A 15,925-nucleotide genomic window follows, 5' to 3' on the forward strand; every position below is an offset into this window, starting at 1 on the left:
ATGAATAATCATATCCTGGGCTTCATAATGCACCTGCTACAAATCCAGGAAAGAAACCTCATTCTCTTTCCTATATAAGGGGCAAGGTTTTTGTCCCTCCTACACTGATCATTAACCAGCAAACAATGGGATAAAAACGTAACAATATACTGTATGTAGGACAAATGCGGAAAGCATGGGGAAAATGTCTATATTTTGTAAAAAAAACAAAACGCTTTATAATAAGAATGTCGGATTACACCTTTTATATAAGAAGTCTATATTTAAGAAAGATTAGAGGAATTTTATAGAAATGAAGAAGCCTATCGTTCAATTATTATTAATATTTACAATTGTATCTATCGTTCTTTTCCTTTTAAATACATCGGTTATTTCGCTATATACATTTGTGGGTGTCCTATGGTCTATTACAATCGTAGGAATTTCATTCGTTATTTTTATCGAAAATAGATCACCCCAAAGCACCTTAGCGTGGTTTTTAGTATTAGCACTTCTTCCTGTTGTCGGTGTGCTTTTATACTCTATTTTTGGGCGTAGCCGTTGGAGAAGAAAAAAACATCTCCACCGCTCAGAAGAACAAAGAAAATTATTCCGTGAAATATTAGAAGGAAGACGACTAGAATTGTCACTCACAGTTCCTTTACATGAACGTTCCGTACATTTAACAGAAGTCGTACAAAAGTTTGGAGGCGGTCCTGCCGCAGATAGAACGACCACAAAACTTTTAACAAACGGAGATCAAACATTTTCAGAAATTCTGCAAGCTATTGAGCATGCAAAACACCATATACATATTCAATACTATATTTATAAATCTGATGAAATTGGCACAAAAGTTCGGGATGCTTTAATAAAGAAGGCAAAAGACGGTGTTATTGTACGCTTCCTTTATGATGGACTCGGAAGTAACACGTTAAGAAGACGCTTTTTACAGCCTATGAAAGAAGCTGGAGTTGAAATTGTAGAATTTGACCCTATTTTTTCAGCTTGGTTACTTGAAACGGTCAATTATCGTAACCATCGAAAAATCGTTATTGTAGATGGAGAAATTGGTTTTACCGGGGGACTCAACGTCGGTGATGAATATCTTGGTCGCTCAAAAAAATTCCCTGTTTGGCGAGACAGTCATTTAAAAATAGAAGGAAAAGCATTATATAAATTACAAGCAATCTTTCTAGAAGATTGGCTTTATGCGTCTAGTGGATTGAATACTTATTCTTGGGATCAATTTATGAATAGACAATACTTCCCAGGAAAAGAAATTCTGGATGCAGAAGGTGCTGTTCAAATTGTAGCAAGTGGACCAAGCTCAGATGATAAAAGTATTCGTAATACATTACTAGCTGTTATGGGATCTGCTAAAAAATCTATTTGGATCGCTACACCATACTTTATTCCAGATCAAGAAACTTTAACATTATTACGCTTAAGTGCAATTTCCGGCATAGATGTACGCATTTTATATCCAGGTAAAAGTGATAGTATTATTAGTGATCAAGCATCTCAATCCTATTTCACTCCACTTTTAAAAGCTGGTGCTTCCATTTACAGTTATAAAGATGGTTTTATGCATGCGAAAATTGTACTCGTTGATGATAAAATAGCGACAATTGGAACAGCAAATATGGATGTACGTAGCTTTGAATTAAATTATGAAATTATTAGTGTACTTTATGAATCCGAAACCGTTCATGATATTAAACATGATTTTGAAGAAGACTTTAAGCATTCTACTGAAATTAAATGGAACTCGTTCCAAAAAAGAAGTATCAAAAAACGAATATTAGAGTCTTTCATGCGACTCATTTCTCCTTTACTATAAGCAATCAATATAATATTGATTGCTTTTTCTTTTACATTTTCTCTCTTTCCTTTTCTTTGCATACCATATTAAAACAAGTTATCATAAGATGTATTACTTTATGAAAATAATGTTAGGTGGGAAATACATGTTAGAACAATTTCATATACATGCTGATTTAAAACAGCAGCTTTCTACAATTCACGAAAAAAATAAACAAGAAGCTGGCGAAAATGCACATTTAATTGGAAAGAAAATATATAAAGCATCTGATAACAGCATTATTGAAGATGCCATTACAGCACTTTTACTTGGGAAAAACATTCTATTAAAAGGACCAACTGGTAGTGGTAAAACGGTACTGGCGGAAACTCTTTCTTCTTTATTCCAAAAACCAATGCATAGCATTAACTGTTCTGTCGATTTAGATGTAGAAGGTATTTTAGGATACAACACATTACAAACGAAAGATGGCGCATCTGAAGTTACATTCGTTAACGGTCCTCTTATGAAAGCAATGAAGAACGGTCATTTCCTATATATTGATGAAATCAATATGGCAAAACCTGAAACGTTACCACTTCTTCACGGTGCATTAGATTACCGTAAAATGATCACAAATCCATTTACACAAGAAGTTGTATACGGCGATGACGAGTATCGTGTAATTGCGGCAATCAATGAAGGTTATGTTGGGACAAGTGAACTAAACGAAGCATTAAAAAACCGTTTTGTTATTATTGAAGTTCCTTACATTCAGGGTGATACATTAAAAGAACTATTACTATCTGAATCAAAATTAAATGATATTGCAACAATTGAAAAGTTCGTTGCATTCGCAAGCGATCTTATGCCTTTAGCTCGTGACGGGCGCGTAAGTGAAGAAGCGGCTAGTATTCGTGGCATTATCGATGCATGTGATTTAGGTGTATATATTCCTGTTATGCGTGCGATTGAACGTAGTATTATCGCAAAATTAAACGATGAAACAGAACAAATGACTGTCCGTGAATTAGCAGAAAGTTATTTCTTTGAGGGATAATTCATGAGACAAATTTTTAGTGACAAAAAAATTGATGCGTCGCTGTTTCTACAAATGGAAAACTTAATGTATGCTCTTCTAAAAGAAGACGATGCCTATCTTGAGTATGGCTATAAAGCATACTACGACGAAATTGAAAAAAAGGTTGTCATTAGTCACTTTTGGGATGATCGAAAAGAAGAGGATACAGTAATCGGATTAAAAAGCGAAGTGTTTTTGAAAGCACTTGGTAATAAACATTACTCGGACATGACTTTAATTCGTTCTTATGCGATTGAATTACAAGAATCGCCTCTAAAAAAGTTTTTAACACAATTATTTGTTCTATTAGAAGATTTACGTGTTGAGGAAATCGTAAAAAACTTACGCCCTGGCACAAAGCATGTTTTCAGACGCCGAAAAGAAATGTATCGCAATTACTTCGGCTCACAAAATGAAATCAATCGTGTTCGTAACTATCACGGTGATCGTCTATTTTGTCTATGCTATCTTTCATTAACGAGCGATAAATATGAAATGTTTAATAATGAATATTTCGAACAAATTGAATCAATTTTGCATGAAACATTCCAAGCACGTAATACAGAAGATATTATGTATATCGTTGAGAAAATTCGCTATCGCTTAGAGGAGCTTCTTGAAAATGATATGCTTAACAATTATTTCGGACATGCTCCGCTTTATTTATCTGTCATTGCAGACGAAAAGAACTGTCGCGTTGAAGATTTAGCAAATGATGATACACAGCTCATAGATGACGATGACAATAAAAACAAAATGGATGAAAGTTTCTCCACATGGCATCGTGAAAATAAAAATAACGAAAACGAGAACTTTTTACGTTTTGAATTAGAAAGCGGAACAAAAACAAACATGATGGGCGATACTGCTCGTGAATCAGAAGATGGCGATCAAGCACTTGGTTCTGTACAAGGTACTTCTCAAAAGAGTACACAATCCAACTTTGATGGCTCTGATACAGAAGAAGCAAGAGCTTCACACGCTTCTAGCCAAAACGAGGGTGCATACGGTAAGTATAATGTAGGTGCCTCTCATACCTTTAAAGAAGCTCGCAAAACAAATGCTGATGAGAAAAAAGATTACCAAGCTATCAAATCAGTCGTTAATAAAGATGTAAAAGAATTAAAGAAAATTATCGAAAAAACGATTGAAAATAAAACGAATGCAAATAGTGATAAATATTACGGAAGACTTCGCAAGAAATTCCTTCGTATTTATACAGAAAAACAACCGCGCATGTTTTATAAAAAAGGACAAGAATCACAAGAGCTCGACGTTGCATTCCAACTGTTAGTGGACTGCTCTGGTTCTATGTATAACAAAATGGAAGAAACGAAGAAAAGTGTTGTCCTATTCCATGAAGCATTGAAATCTTTAAAAATCCCGCACGCTATTAGCGGCTTTTGGGAAGATGCTTCTAGTGCTAAACCTGAAGATAAGCCAAACGTTATCCATGAAGTTGTAACGTATAAAAACTCAACGTTACCAAACGTTGGTCCCGAAATTATGCAACTTCGCGAAGAAGAAGATAATCGTGACGGATATATTATTCGTATCGTTTCTGAAAAGCTTGCGAAAAGACCAGAAAAGCATAAATTCTTACTTGTCTTTACAGACGGTGAGCCCTCTGCGCTAGACTATCAACAAGACGGTATTTTAGATACGCATGAAGCTGTCAAACTGGCTCGTAAAAGTGGTATGGAAGTAATCGGAATTTTCATCGAAGAAGGCGAAGCGAAAGAAGCAACTTATCAATTAATGAAGAACATTTATAACCATCACTTCTTAGTTGCAAATCACGCCGAAGATTTACGCCTGAAGATTAAACCATTATTGAAGAAACTATTACTGAAGACGATTGAATAGAAAAAAGGAGCCTTTTGGCTCCTTTTTTTCGTTCAATTACTTTGTTTCTGGTTGAAACTTGTATGGAATGGCTACTTCTAGTAATGCCTCGAATCCTCCATCGTAGAATGGGAATCGTTCATTTGCGATTGTTCGATCCACCCACTCTATTGCAGAAATTTCTCCTTCCTCTTCTGCAATAAGTTCACCTGTTACTACATTTGCTCGGAATGTAAAAAGTAGCGCATGATTCCCGGATTCTTCAAAGAATTTTTCATTGATCGCAACAAGTCCACCTGCCATAGCAGTTAAACCTGTCTCTTCTTTTACTTCCCTTACTAGAGCTTCCTCTAACGTTTCACCCTTTTCAACAGCCCCGCCCGGCAGTGACCAAACGTTTTGTTCTACATTATGTACCATTAATATTTTATCGGCTTCTTCGTCATGTATTAGTGCATATACGACGTCAACTCTTTGCATGTTATTCTTCTCCCTCTTAAAAAGAAGGAAGAGCCAATTCCTAAGAATCGGCTCTTCCTATTAATTCATTACTAACTCAGCTGTGAGCTTTTTTTTTAACTTAGCCAGCATGTCAGTTGTCATTTTGTCTAAATCGTATTCTGCTTTAAAGCCCCACTCTTTCATTGCTGCTGTTGCATCAATAGAGTTTGGCCAGCTATCAGCGATTGTTTGACGAGCATGATCTACAGCGTAATCCATTGTAAACGTCGGAATGTGTTTACGAATTGATGCTGCGATTTGCTCTGGCTCGAAGCTCATTGCTGTAATGTTGAACGCATTTCTATGCACAAGTTTACTTGGATCAGCTTCCATTAATGAAATGATCGCTTGTAAAGCATCTGGCATATACATCATATCCATGTATGTTCCTTCTGCAATGTATGAGGTGTATGTGCCTTTTTTAATCGCCTCATAATAAATTTCAACTGCATAGTCAGTTGTTCCGCCTCCTGGAGGAGCTACGTAAGAAATTAAACCAGGGAAACGTACACCGCGCGTATCAACACCAAACTTTTGATGATAATAATCACATAGTAATTCTCCTGCTACTTTGTTTACCCCATACATCGTAGTAGGACGCTGAATTGTATCTTGTGGCGTATTATCTTTTGGCGTTGATGGACCGAATGCACCGATAGAACTTGGCGTGAAAAACTTACAGTTTAATTCACGAGCTGCTTCTAATGCATTTACAAGTCCACCCATATTTAAATTCCAAGCAAATAACGGATTTTTTTCTGCTGTTGCTGAAAGTAAAGCTGCTAAATGAATAATTGTATCTACTTCATTACGCTTTGCAATATCATGTAGTTTTTGCCCATCTGTTACATCTAACGTTTCAAATGGACCAGACGTTACTACTTCACTATCTGTTTCACGAATATCTGTTGCAATAACATTTGATGCACCGTATACATCACGAAGTTTCATTACTAGTTCAGAACCAATTTGCCCTAAAGAACCGGTTACTAGAATTTTTTTCATTTTCCCCACTCCTCATTTGCAAGCTATTCAAAAGATGTCGTTACTTAAATGATGCCCATTTCTTTCCCTACTTTTTCATACTTACGAATTGCTTCATCTAACATTTCTTTCGTATGAGCTGCTGTAGGCATATTACGAACGCGTCCTGTTCCTTTTGCTACAGTTGGGAACACGATAGATTTTGCATATACGCCTTCTTCATTTAGACGTTTACTAAATTCTTGTGTTAATACTTCGTCACCAATAATACAAGGTGTAATTGGCGTTTCACTTTCTCCGATGTTAAAGCCAAGTTCTTTTAACCCTTGTTTTAAATAGCGACCATTTTCCCATAAACGATCGTGCAACTCTGTGCTTTCCATTAAGATTTCAATTGATCTCATGCAAGCTGCTGCATCAGCTGGTGTTAATGCTGTAGAGAATAAGAATGGACGTGAACGAACTTTTAACCAGTCAATTAAGTTTTGTTTCCCTGCTACATATCCACCAATTACCCCAATTGCTTTTGATAATGTACCAATTTGGAAATCAACTTTATCAGACAGACCGAAGTGCTTTACAGTTCCTGCACCTTTACCAAGTACACCTGAACCGTGTGCATCATCTACGTATGTCATTAAATCTAATTCTTCTGCAATCTCAACAATTTCTGGTAGTTTTGCAACATCTCCATCCATTGAGAAGACACCGTCTGTAATTACCATTAATTTATTGTAAAGACCTGATTCTTTCGCCGCGATTGCTTTTTGGCGTAAATCTTCCATATCAGAATGTTTATAAACGATGATTTTTGCTCTTGATAGACGACTACCATCAATAATAGAAGCATGGTTTAATTCATCTGAAAGAATCGCATCATTTTTATCCATAACGGCTGAAATCGCTGCCATATTACAGTTAAATCCTGATTGGTAAGCAATTGCTGCTTCTGTATGTTTAAACTTTGCAATTGTTTCTTCTAATTTAATATGCAAATCTAAAGTACCGTTAATTGTACGAACAGCTCCTGCTCCAACGCCGTACTTATGAATAGCACCAATTGCTGCTTCTTGCAAACGGCTATCTGTTGCTAATCCAAGATAGTTGTTTGAAGATAAGTTAATATATTCTTTTCCGCCAATTGTAATGATCGGTCCATTTGAACTCTCAAGCGGATCAATTACGTTATAAAGCCCCTTTGATTTTAAATCCTCTAAATTTTCTTCTAAAAATTTCGCAAGTGTTTTACTAGACATTGTGAAGCCTCCCATCGTTCATGTAAGCGAATTATTGTCTTAATAGTTCTAATAATCCCTCTACTAGCTTAACACGTTTTCAGAATTTATTATAGAAAAATAGTTTAAAGTAACCGCTTACATTTTTAGATTATATATGATTCATTACAAGAAATCTATCATTTACTTTTCATATTTGATAGAATAAAAAAAATATTTAAGGGGGCTTCAATCATGGCATTTACTGAATCTGATGTATATAATAACGAAACATTTTTTAAACAATATATGAAACGAAGATACCGAGAAAATAGCCCAAATGAGTCACTTGAAAAAACAGCCTTCTTTCAACTCATTGGTGATGTGAAAGGAAAACAAATCCTTGATTTAGGCTGCGGCGACGCTAAATTCGGTGAGGAGTTATTAGACAAAGGCTGCCACTCTTACACTGGTATTGAAGGCTCCGAACTTATGTATGAAAAAGCTAAAAAACAACTAGAAAATAAAAATGGCACCGTCCATTTTTTAAACCTCAAAGACTACACATATCCTCCTGCTACTTTTGATTTAGTAACATCTAGACTCGCCTTACATTATATTGAACATCTTCCTATCATTTTTCAAAATGTGTACGAAACCTTAAAAACAAATGGAACCTTTACTTTTAGCGTTCAACATCCTATTATTACCTCTTCATTTGAAAGCTTACAAACGAGCGGGAAAAGAACAAGCTGGCTCGTCGATGATTATTTTAAAATGGGAAAACGCGTTGAGCCTTGGATTGAGCAAGAAGTTATTAAATACCATCGTACAACGGAAGAGTATTTTACATTGTTACAACAAGCCGGATTTACGATTACAAACTTAAAAGAAGCTACACCAAATCGAAACTGTTTTCAGGATGAAGAAGAATATGAACGACGTTTACGTATTCCCCTTTTTCTATTATTTTCTTGCCAAAAATAAAAAAGACGATGAATCCTCATCGTCTTTTTTCGTTATTTCATCGCCTGAACAGCCTCTTTAAGTACACGTCTTCCTCTTCCATGCGGGATACAGAGCGGTGTCCCAAATAACGGATCAGCGCTTATTTGGCACTCCATACGGAATACATCCCTAACTAACTTCTGGTCAATAACTTCTTCTGGTTTACCTTGCGCATATATTTGTTTATCTTGAATAGCTACAATGTTGTCTGCATAACGACATGCCAAATTCAAATCGTGCAATACCATAACAATCGTTCTTTGCTCTGTTTCATTTAATTCGAATAATAAATCTAACACTTCAATTTGGTGCGTCATATCTAAATATGTAGTCGGCTCATCAAGCAAAATAATATCTGTATCTTGTGCAAGGGTCATTGCAATCCAAGCGCGTTGTCGTTGTCCACCTGAAAGAGCATGCACATCACGCTCAGCAAATTCTGTCATACCTGTTGCTGCAAGTGCTTTTTGTACCATTTCCTCATCTTTTTCTGACCATTGCTTCAGCCACGTTTGATACGGATAACGTCCTTGCTTTACAAGTTGCAATACTGTAAGTCCTTCAGGTGCCTGCGGTCCTTGCGGCAAAATTGCCATTTGACGAGCGATTTGCTTCGTTTGCATACTTTGAATCGCTTGATTATCTAATAAAATATCACCGGACGCTGGTTTTAATAATCTAGCTAGTGAACGTAATAAAGTTGATTTACCACAACCGTTAGAACCGATAAAGATTGTAATTTCTCCTTTTGGAATTTCTAAATTCAACTCATCAATAATGATTGTTTCACCATAAGACAACGTCAAGCGTTTTGTCTCCAATGCTTTTTGCATATTCATCTCCCTTTATGAATTCCGACTTTTATAAAGTAAATAAATAAAATAAGGTGCACCAATTGCTGATGTAAATACCCCTGCTGGAATTTCGAGTGGCGCGAAAACTGTACGCCCAATTAAATCTGCAGCAAGTACTAAAATTGCACCAACAATAGCCGCAACTGGGAGTAATGCACCGTATAAAGAACCAACTAGTCTTCGTGAAATATGAGGTGCCATTAAACCGACAAATCCAATTCCTCCAGCAAAGGCAACCGCACCGCCAATTAAAGCTGTACTAAGTAATAACATGAATACGCGTGACTTCGTTAACGGAACACCAAGTCCTACCGCAATATCATCCCCTAGCTCTTGCGCATTTAAATGTCTAGCAGCTATAAATGATATTACCGTTAAAATGAGAACCCACGGTGCAAGCACCATAACGTTTTGCCATGAAGAACCGTAAACAGTACCTGTAATCCATACATTCGCTTGACTCGCTTGGTAAATTGGCGCTAACAACATAAACAAAGTCGTTGCCGCTTTCGTTAATGCCCAAAAACCAACACCAATTAAAACAAGACTAATCGGTGATAACCCGTCATTTCTCCATGCAAATAAATATACAAAAAGCGCTACAATCGTTGCCCCAATAAAGGCTGCTAACGGCATATAATGAATGCTTACAGTTAGCGCGTTATTTTTATCACTAAATATAGCTAAAAATAGTACAACTGCAACACTTGCCCCACCCGTAATCCCGATGATATCAGGAGAAGCCAGTGGATTTCGAACGAGCCCTTGTAAAATACACCCCGCTACAGCAAGTGCGATTCCTACAAGGATTGCAATTAAAATACGCGGCATACGAAATTTATTTACAACCATATTTGACATCGCATCACCATTTCCGGTAATTGCTTGCCATACATCATAAGGAGCAATTTTCATATCTCCCATACCTGCGCTCGCAAAAAATAATCCTATTAAAACAACTAGTAAACTGAATAAGACTAGAACAGCTCGTTTATACATTAAAAACGAGAGCCCACCTTTTCCTATACGAAACGGAATGTACTTCTTCATTTGCTAAGCCCTCTCTTACGTGCAATATAAATAAAGAATGGGGCCCCGATAAATGCTGTCATAACCCCTACTGGTACTTCTTGTGGCATAATGATATATCTAGCTGCTATATCAGCTAAGAGTAATAGTATTGCACCTAACAAGCCGCTATACGGTACTCTCCACCTGTGATCTACTCCAACAAGAAATCTGGCAAAATACGGAGTAACAATACCAATAAATCCAATCGGACCAGCGACCGCAACTGAACCACCAGACAGTAGTACAATAATAAGTAGTACGAATGATTTCATTAAAATTGTTCGTTGTCCAAGTCCTTTTGCAACGTCTTCCCCCATCATTAATGTATTTACTTTCCCTGCCATCATGAGAGATGCAATCCAGCCTATTAATAAATACGGGAATACAGATTGTAAAATCTCTAACTTTCTTCCTTGCACAGATCCGGCAAGCCAAAATAACACTTCTTCAAATGCTTTTTCATTTAAAACAAGTAACCCTTGTGTTAATGATGAAAACAACGCGCTTATCGCGACACCTGCTAATGTTAACTTAAGAGGCGTTGTCCCTTCTTTTCCTAAAGAGCTAGAGGCAAATACAAGTACTGCTGCAACTGCCGCTCCTAAAAAGGAAATCCATGTGAAAGCTGATAATGATGTCACGGAAAAGAGTACAATTGCTACAACTATAAAGAACGCAGCGCCTGAATTTAATCCAATAAAATCTGGTGAAGCAAGCGGATTCTTTGTTAAAGTTTGCATTAAACAACCCGCTATAGCTAAACTAGCACCAACACTAGCTGCAATTAACGCCCTTGGTAGACGCACATTTTGAATAATAATATGCTCATTTGAACCATTAAAATGGAAAAAAGCATCTAAAGCTAATTTCCAACTCGTATTTGTATATCCGAAAATAATACTTCCCCAAATACAAATAACGACTGCAATGATTCCAACAAATAATCCAATCCATTTTGCTTGATTTGTTTTTAATAACATGCAGCGTTTCCCCTTCAATGTATAATGATACGTTGTAAGTGTATTTCAACTCAATTCTCATTGTCAACGATAATGAAAATTATTTTCATTGACAATTGGACCACGAAGTATTAATATCATGCTTGCTATTGAAAAATATTCTCAACATGTAGGGGGTACATAATGAATTTCATGCAAAAGAAATCGTTCACAGTATTTGTATTTCTACTAGTTTTTTCACTTCTTTTAAGCGCTTGTGGAAAATCAAATAACAAAGAAGAGTCTACAAAAGAAGATAATAAAAAAGAAATGATTACGGTTGAACATGCAATGGGTAAAACAGAAGTTCCAGCAAACCCAAAACGTGTAGTTATTTTAACAAATGAAGGAACTGAAGCCTTACTTGAGTTAGGTGTAAAACCAGTTGGGGCTGTAAAGTCTTGGACTGGAGATCCATGGTATCCACATATTAAGGATGAAATGAAAGATGTAAAAGTTGTTGGTGATGAAGGACAAGTTAACGTTGAAACGATTGCTTCTTTAAAACCAGACTTAATTATCGGTAATAAAATGCGTCACGAAAAAGTGTATGAGCAACTAAAAGCAATCGCACCTACTGTTTTCTCAGAAACATTACGCGGTGAATGGAAAGATAACTTCAAATTTTATGCGAAAGCATTAAATAAAGAAAAAGAAGGTCAAAAGGTTTTAGCTGATTACGAATCACGTATGAAAGATTTAAAAGGCAAACTCGGCGATAAAGTAAATCAAGAAATTTCTATGGTACGCTTTATGCCTGGTGATGTTCGTATTTATCATGGTGATACATTCTCTGGTGTTATTTTAAAAGAACTTGGATTTAAACGTCCTGGAGATCAAAATAAAGATGATTTTGCAGAGCGTAACGTATCTAAAGAGCGTATTTCTGCAATGGATGGTGATGTATTATTCTACTTCACATTCGATAAAGGAAACGAGAAAAAAGGCTCTGAACTAGAAAAGGAATATATAAACGATCCTCTATTTAAAAACTTAAATGCAGTAAAAAATGGAAAAGCATACAAAGTTGACGATGTTATTTGGAATACAGCAGGCGGTGTAATGGCTGCTAACCTACTACTAGATGATATCGAAAAACGCTTTGTTAAATAATATTCCCCTAACCAGCTCCCTTTCTATGGAGCTGGTTTTTTCATTTCACTGAAGTGTCACATTATTTCATTTTGTATTTTTATTCCCAATATGTTATATTATAAAAGTAAATACAGTGTATTTTCTCTATATCAGAATAGATATTCTAGTCTAAATTTTCTGATTAATCATTATTTTACTTTCTTTTAGAATTCAATTACTACATTTGAAAACGCTTATTATCTCGTTTTCAGGGAAAAATACAATAACGGTTGAAGAAAAATAGAACTTTTTTAGAAATTTTCTTTCTATTTCCATATAATTCTATTGACTTCTAAATATTTTGTGAATTAAAATAATTACATAAATATCCGTTATACAGGATTAGGGGGAAACAAAAATGGATGCAGCTTTAAAATTAGAAAAAGCTGGAGAACAACAATCACCAAAAAAACATCCACCAGGATTATATTTGTTGTTCTTAACAGAAATGTGGGAAAGATTTAGTTATTATGGAATGCGCGGCCTTTTAGTTCTTTATTTAACAACTGCTGCTGTTAGTGGCGGGTTAGGATTTGATAAGGCAGTCGCAGTGCAATTATACGGTACTTTTACAGCGGCAGTATATTTCATGCCAATTATAGGCGGATGGCTAACTGATCATTATATTACAAGACGTCATGCCATTACTCTCGGCGGAATTATTATGGCAATCGGTAACTTTGTACTCTTCTCAATGAATACAAAAACAGGGCTATTCCTTGGATTAATACTATTAGTCATTGGTAATGGATTCTTCAAACCAAATATTTCTACACTGTTAGGTGAATTGTATGGCGAGAATGATTCACGTCGTGACAGTGCATTTACTATCTTCTATATGGGTATTAACGTAGGTGCTTTCTTCGCTCCACTTATTTGTGGATTTTTAGCAGAAGATTTCTTTAAAACAAGCGTTGATGGCGTTATTGTTATGGGATATAAATACGGATTCTTAGCAGCTTGTATCGGTATGATTATTGGACAAATTGTTTTCAACTTATTAGCTCCTCGCTACCTTGGTAAAGCAGGAACGACAGTTGTTGGTAAAAAATCAAAAAATCAGCCTGCAATCGAAAAGAAACCTTTAACAAAACAAGAGAAAAATCGCACTTGGGCAATTGTAATTTTAACTTGTTTCGTAGTATTCTTCTGGGCAGGATTTGAACAAGCTGGTAGTTCTCTAACACTTTATACAAATAAATTTGTTGATCGTACAATTTTCGGTTGGGAAGTTCCAACATCTTGGTTCCAATCAGTTAACCCAGCATTTATCGTACTACTTGCACCATTCGTATCTATGTTATGGTTAAAACTTTCTAAAACAAAACGCGGTGATTTAAAAGTGCCAACAAAAATGGCATTTGGTATGATTTTACTAGGTATAGGTTATCTTGTTTTAACATTAGCAGTTCTAAAAACTGGAAGTAATGAAGCTGATATAACTGTAAAAGCAAACTTATTATTCATCGTTATCACTTATCTCTTCCATACAATTGGTGAGTTATTCTTATCACCAATCGGTCTATCAATGGTAAGCGCAATTGCTCCTGTAAAATTAGCATCATTATTAATGGGTGTATGGTTAGCTGGTACGGGTATGGCTAACTGGTTAGCAGGTAAACTTGCTTCCTTTACACAATCATTAGGCTATCTTGAAGTATTTGCAAGTATCGGTATTATCGTTATCATCTTAGGCCTTGTACTTCTTCTCTTCTCTAAAAAAGTTGCAAGTATGATGGAATAACACACAAAAAGACGCTTCTAAAATTAGAAGCGTCTTTTCTATTACCTCTCTTCTAAAGCCGTCACATCCACGTGAACGCTCTCTCCTGGATTGGATACGTCATACACTTGAGCACTCCCCTTCTGCTCATCACAGCTCTCAATCCATACGGGGACTCCCTCATATGTAACATCAATTCTACTTGAAGAAGATAATATCTGTTTCACACGTTGTACATCCATTATATTATTCCTCCTTTAGCTTACAACACTCCTTTCTATCTTTTCATATCCCTTCAGAATATATTCCAACAATTTAGCACTTCAACCGATAGTTTGTTTCTTTCTCACGCGTTAATATATACGCTCTCAAATCTTCCTATTATTACATCCTTTTCAAATAAAAAAAGACGTATATTTCATACGTCTCCTTTCCATAATATTCAAAAATTAAGAAAATAATGTTTTTACTACTTCACTTACTTTATCATTATGAATTTGATAGTACACTTCTAACCCGCGTCTCTCAAAGCGTACTACTTTATTTTGTTTTAATTTCGTTAAATGCTGTGAAACAGTTGATTGTGGAATTTCTAATACCTCTTGTAATTGTGTTACATTACATGTTCCACGCTGCATTAGTTCCATTACTAAGCGTAGACGCAATGGATGAGCTAATGCTCTTAACATCTGTACGTCTTCTTCTGAAATACGACAGTCAAATTGGTTTTGGTTCATAAAGTTCCCCTCATTTTCATTTTTTATTTTCTTTTTATTTATTTATATATCTGTTCTTATATTTCCTGTTACGACATAACTTTATCAACCCATAATGCTGAGAAAATTTTCCGACTTTTATCAGCACACAGTTCAAGAAAAAATCTCTCCTGATTTTGAATATTATACTATATGATACAACGAAAAAGCAAAATAAAGGGCTAGCGATACTTTGCTTACAAACGTTGTTTTATCAGGCTTTTTGTTATATTTTCACCTTACTGAAATGTACAGTAATGATATTGTAAAATATCGTCTATAATTGATAACCTATCGTAAAGTAATTTGACCATATTTAACCAATTTGTTACGATAAAAAAGGAAATTTAAGTAAGGAGGAGGATGTAGTATTAAAAAATGGTTTATTATTGCGTTACTTAGCATTGCGGTTGGCTGGACTATTATCAATCACTTCCTATTAGACAAAAAAGAAGATATAGCTTCAAAATCAAACATCCCCCTTGGAACTGAAGTTGGCAATGTTGCCCTCGATTTCCTTCTGGAAACAACCACTGGTCAAGAAGTTCGTCTTACAGACTATAAAGGAAAAAAAGTAATATTGAATTTTTGGGCAAGCTGGTGTGGTCCATGCAAAATAGAAATGCCTGATATGGAAAAGTTTTATCATGATACTAAAGATATGGGGATTGAAATTGTTGCTGTAAATGCGACAGCTACTGAAAAAGACCCGAACAATGTAAAACAATTTCTTGAAGAAAACAAATATACCTTCCCCGTCCTATTAGATCAGAAAGGACAGGCAAGTGCCGCATATCAAATTATCAGTATTCCAACATCTTTTGTCATCGATTCAAACGGTGTCATTCAATATAAGCATGTAGGACCAATGACATATGAAAAAATGAAAGAATATATAAATAATTTATAAAAGCGTATTCAAATCAATTTGATTACGCTTTTTGTCTACTTTATGAACAAAATGTTACTTTTAA

Annotated in this window: 15 protein-coding genes; 7 read left to right on the top strand and 8 right to left on the bottom strand. The window is 35.6% G+C overall.

All coding sequences use genetic code 11. The features are described 5' to 3' along the window. Positions 1–292: 292 nt before the first annotated feature. From BAQ49_RS00575 to BAQ49_RS00585, 3 genes are all read left to right on the top strand, one after another. Positions 293–1,822, top strand: coding sequence for a cardiolipin synthase (locus BAQ49_RS00575; RefSeq protein WP_071743788.1), 1,530 nt, complete (start codon positions 293–295; stop codon positions 1,820–1,822). A gap of 127 nt (positions 1,823–1,949) precedes the next feature. After that, entirely contained in the window at positions 1,950–2,843 is an 894-nt protein-coding gene (locus BAQ49_RS00580; RefSeq protein WP_071743789.1) for an ATP-binding protein, read from the top strand. A 3-nt stretch (positions 2,844–2,846) separates the two neighbouring features. Next, complete coding sequence (locus BAQ49_RS00585; RefSeq protein WP_071743790.1) at positions 2,847–4,730, top strand: vWA domain-containing protein; 1,884 nt, start codon at positions 2,847–2,849, stop codon at positions 4,728–4,730. A 36-nt stretch (positions 4,731–4,766) separates the two neighbouring features. Here BAQ49_RS00585 and BAQ49_RS00590 read toward each other — a convergent pair whose 3' ends face one another. Genes BAQ49_RS00590 through BAQ49_RS00600 form a run of 3 tightly spaced genes read right to left on the bottom strand, consistent with a single transcriptional unit; the run spans position 4,767 to position 7,450 of the window. Continuing rightward, a complete protein-coding gene (locus BAQ49_RS00590) occupies positions 4,767–5,189 on the bottom strand; it encodes an NUDIX hydrolase (RefSeq protein ID WP_071743791.1) in 423 nt (140 codons plus the stop codon). Between the two features lie 60 nt (positions 5,190–5,249). Next, a complete protein-coding gene (locus BAQ49_RS00595) occupies positions 5,250–6,215 on the bottom strand; it encodes an L-threonine 3-dehydrogenase (RefSeq protein ID WP_071743792.1) in 966 nt (321 codons plus the stop codon). Positions 6,216–6,259: 44 nt separating this feature from the next. Continuing rightward, complete coding sequence (locus BAQ49_RS00600; protein WP_000095914.1) at positions 6,260–7,450, bottom strand: glycine C-acetyltransferase; 1,191 nt, start codon at positions 7,448–7,450, stop codon at positions 6,260–6,262. Positions 7,451–7,663: 213 nt separating this feature from the next. Here BAQ49_RS00600 and BAQ49_RS00605 point away from each other — a divergent pair, with 213 nt between their 5' ends. Beyond that, on the top strand, positions 7,664–8,395 hold the full coding sequence (locus BAQ49_RS00605; protein ID WP_071743793.1) for a class I SAM-dependent DNA methyltransferase: 732 nt from the start codon (positions 7,664–7,666) through the stop codon (positions 8,393–8,395). A gap of 32 nt (positions 8,396–8,427) precedes the next feature. On the opposite strand, the gene BAQ49_RS00610 is transcribed toward BAQ49_RS00605, so the two are convergent. From BAQ49_RS00610 to BAQ49_RS00620, 3 genes are read right to left on the bottom strand one after another with little or no spacing between them, the layout of a single operon-like run. Beyond that, the gene (locus BAQ49_RS00610; RefSeq protein ID WP_071743794.1) at positions 8,428–9,249 is read right to left on the bottom strand and encodes an ABC transporter ATP-binding protein; all 822 of its coding nucleotides are present in this window, start codon (positions 9,247–9,249) and stop codon (positions 8,428–8,430) included. 12 nt (positions 9,250–9,261) lie between these two features. Next, the gene (locus tag BAQ49_RS00615) at positions 9,262–10,320 is read right to left on the bottom strand and encodes a FecCD family ABC transporter permease (protein WP_071743795.1); all 1,059 of its coding nucleotides are present in this window, start codon (positions 10,318–10,320) and stop codon (positions 9,262–9,264) included. Then, positions 10,317–11,321, bottom strand: a complete 1,005-nt coding sequence (locus BAQ49_RS00620) for a FecCD family ABC transporter permease (protein ID WP_071743796.1) — start codon at positions 11,319–11,321, stop codon at positions 10,317–10,319. The genes BAQ49_RS00615 and BAQ49_RS00620 overlap by 4 nt, the downstream gene beginning before the upstream one ends. 162 nt (positions 11,322–11,483) lie before the next feature. Between BAQ49_RS00620 and BAQ49_RS00625 the strand changes: the two genes are divergently transcribed. Both BAQ49_RS00625 and BAQ49_RS00630 read left to right on the top strand, forming a co-directional pair. Beyond that, positions 11,484–12,452, top strand: coding sequence for an ABC transporter substrate-binding protein (locus tag BAQ49_RS00625; RefSeq protein WP_071743797.1), 969 nt, complete (start codon positions 11,484–11,486; stop codon positions 12,450–12,452). 379 nt (positions 12,453–12,831) lie between these two features. Continuing rightward, positions 12,832–14,217 carry a peptide MFS transporter gene (locus BAQ49_RS00630; RefSeq protein WP_071743798.1) on the top strand — a complete coding sequence of 462 codons (1,386 nt, stop codon included), beginning with the start codon at positions 12,832–12,834 and terminating at the stop codon, positions 14,215–14,217. A gap of 41 nt (positions 14,218–14,258) precedes the next feature. On the opposite strand, the gene BAQ49_RS00635 is transcribed toward BAQ49_RS00630, so the two are convergent. After that, complete coding sequence (locus BAQ49_RS00635) at positions 14,259–14,438, bottom strand: acid-soluble spore protein H (RefSeq protein ID WP_071743799.1); 180 nt, start codon at positions 14,436–14,438, stop codon at positions 14,259–14,261. Positions 14,439–14,645: 207 nt separating this feature from the next. Beyond that, positions 14,646–14,933 carry an ArsR/SmtB family transcription factor gene (locus tag BAQ49_RS00640; protein ID WP_001075217.1) on the bottom strand — a complete coding sequence of 96 codons (288 nt, stop codon included), beginning with the start codon at positions 14,931–14,933 and terminating at the stop codon, positions 14,646–14,648. A gap of 538 nt (positions 14,934–15,471) precedes the next feature. Here BAQ49_RS00640 and BAQ49_RS00650 point away from each other — a divergent pair. After that, on the top strand, positions 15,472–15,861 hold the full coding sequence (locus BAQ49_RS00650) for a TlpA disulfide reductase family protein (protein ID WP_244159057.1): 390 nt from the start codon (positions 15,472–15,474) through the stop codon (positions 15,859–15,861). The last annotated feature ends 64 nt before the right edge of the window (positions 15,862–15,925 follow it).

This window comes from Bacillus proteolyticus, from assembly GCF_001884065.1.
Taxonomy (GTDB): Bacteria; Bacillota; Bacilli; order Bacillales; family Bacillaceae_G; genus Bacillus_A; species Bacillus_A proteolyticus.

Excerpts from the sequence above, each read along its gene's own strand:
- BAQ49_RS00575 (WP_071743788.1), top strand. The coding sequence starts at position 293 with ATGAAGAAGCCTATCGTTCAATTATTATTAATATTTACAATTGTATCT.
- BAQ49_RS00580 (WP_071743789.1), top strand. The coding sequence starts at position 1,950 with ATGTTAGAACAATTTCATATACATGCTGATTTAAAACAGCAGCTTTCT.
- BAQ49_RS00585 (WP_071743790.1), top strand. The coding sequence starts at position 2,847 with ATGAGACAAATTTTTAGTGACAAAAAAATTGATGCGTCGCTGTTTCTA.
- BAQ49_RS00590 (WP_071743791.1), bottom strand. The coding sequence starts at position 5,189 with ATGCAAAGAGTTGACGTCGTATATGCACTAATACATGACGAAGAAGCC.
- BAQ49_RS00595 (WP_071743792.1), bottom strand. The coding sequence starts at position 6,215 with ATGAAAAAAATTCTAGTAACCGGTTCTTTAGGGCAAATTGGTTCTGAA.
- BAQ49_RS00600 (WP_000095914.1), bottom strand. The coding sequence starts at position 7,450 with ATGTCTAGTAAAACACTTGCGAAATTTTTAGAAGAAAATTTAGAGGAT.
- BAQ49_RS00605 (WP_071743793.1), top strand. The coding sequence starts at position 7,664 with ATGGCATTTACTGAATCTGATGTATATAATAACGAAACATTTTTTAAA.
- BAQ49_RS00610 (WP_071743794.1), bottom strand. The coding sequence starts at position 9,249 with ATGCAAAAAGCATTGGAGACAAAACGCTTGACGTTGTCTTATGGTGAA.
- BAQ49_RS00615 (WP_071743795.1), bottom strand. The coding sequence starts at position 10,320 with ATGAAGAAGTACATTCCGTTTCGTATAGGAAAAGGTGGGCTCTCGTTT.
- BAQ49_RS00620 (WP_071743796.1), bottom strand. The coding sequence starts at position 11,321 with ATGTTATTAAAAACAAATCAAGCAAAATGGATTGGATTATTTGTTGGA.
- BAQ49_RS00625 (WP_071743797.1), top strand. The coding sequence starts at position 11,484 with ATGAATTTCATGCAAAAGAAATCGTTCACAGTATTTGTATTTCTACTA.
- BAQ49_RS00630 (WP_071743798.1), top strand. The coding sequence starts at position 12,832 with ATGGATGCAGCTTTAAAATTAGAAAAAGCTGGAGAACAACAATCACCA.
- BAQ49_RS00635 (WP_071743799.1), bottom strand. The coding sequence starts at position 14,438 with ATGGATGTACAACGTGTGAAACAGATATTATCTTCTTCAAGTAGAATT.
- BAQ49_RS00640 (WP_001075217.1), bottom strand. The coding sequence starts at position 14,933 with ATGAACCAAAACCAATTTGACTGTCGTATTTCAGAAGAAGACGTACAG.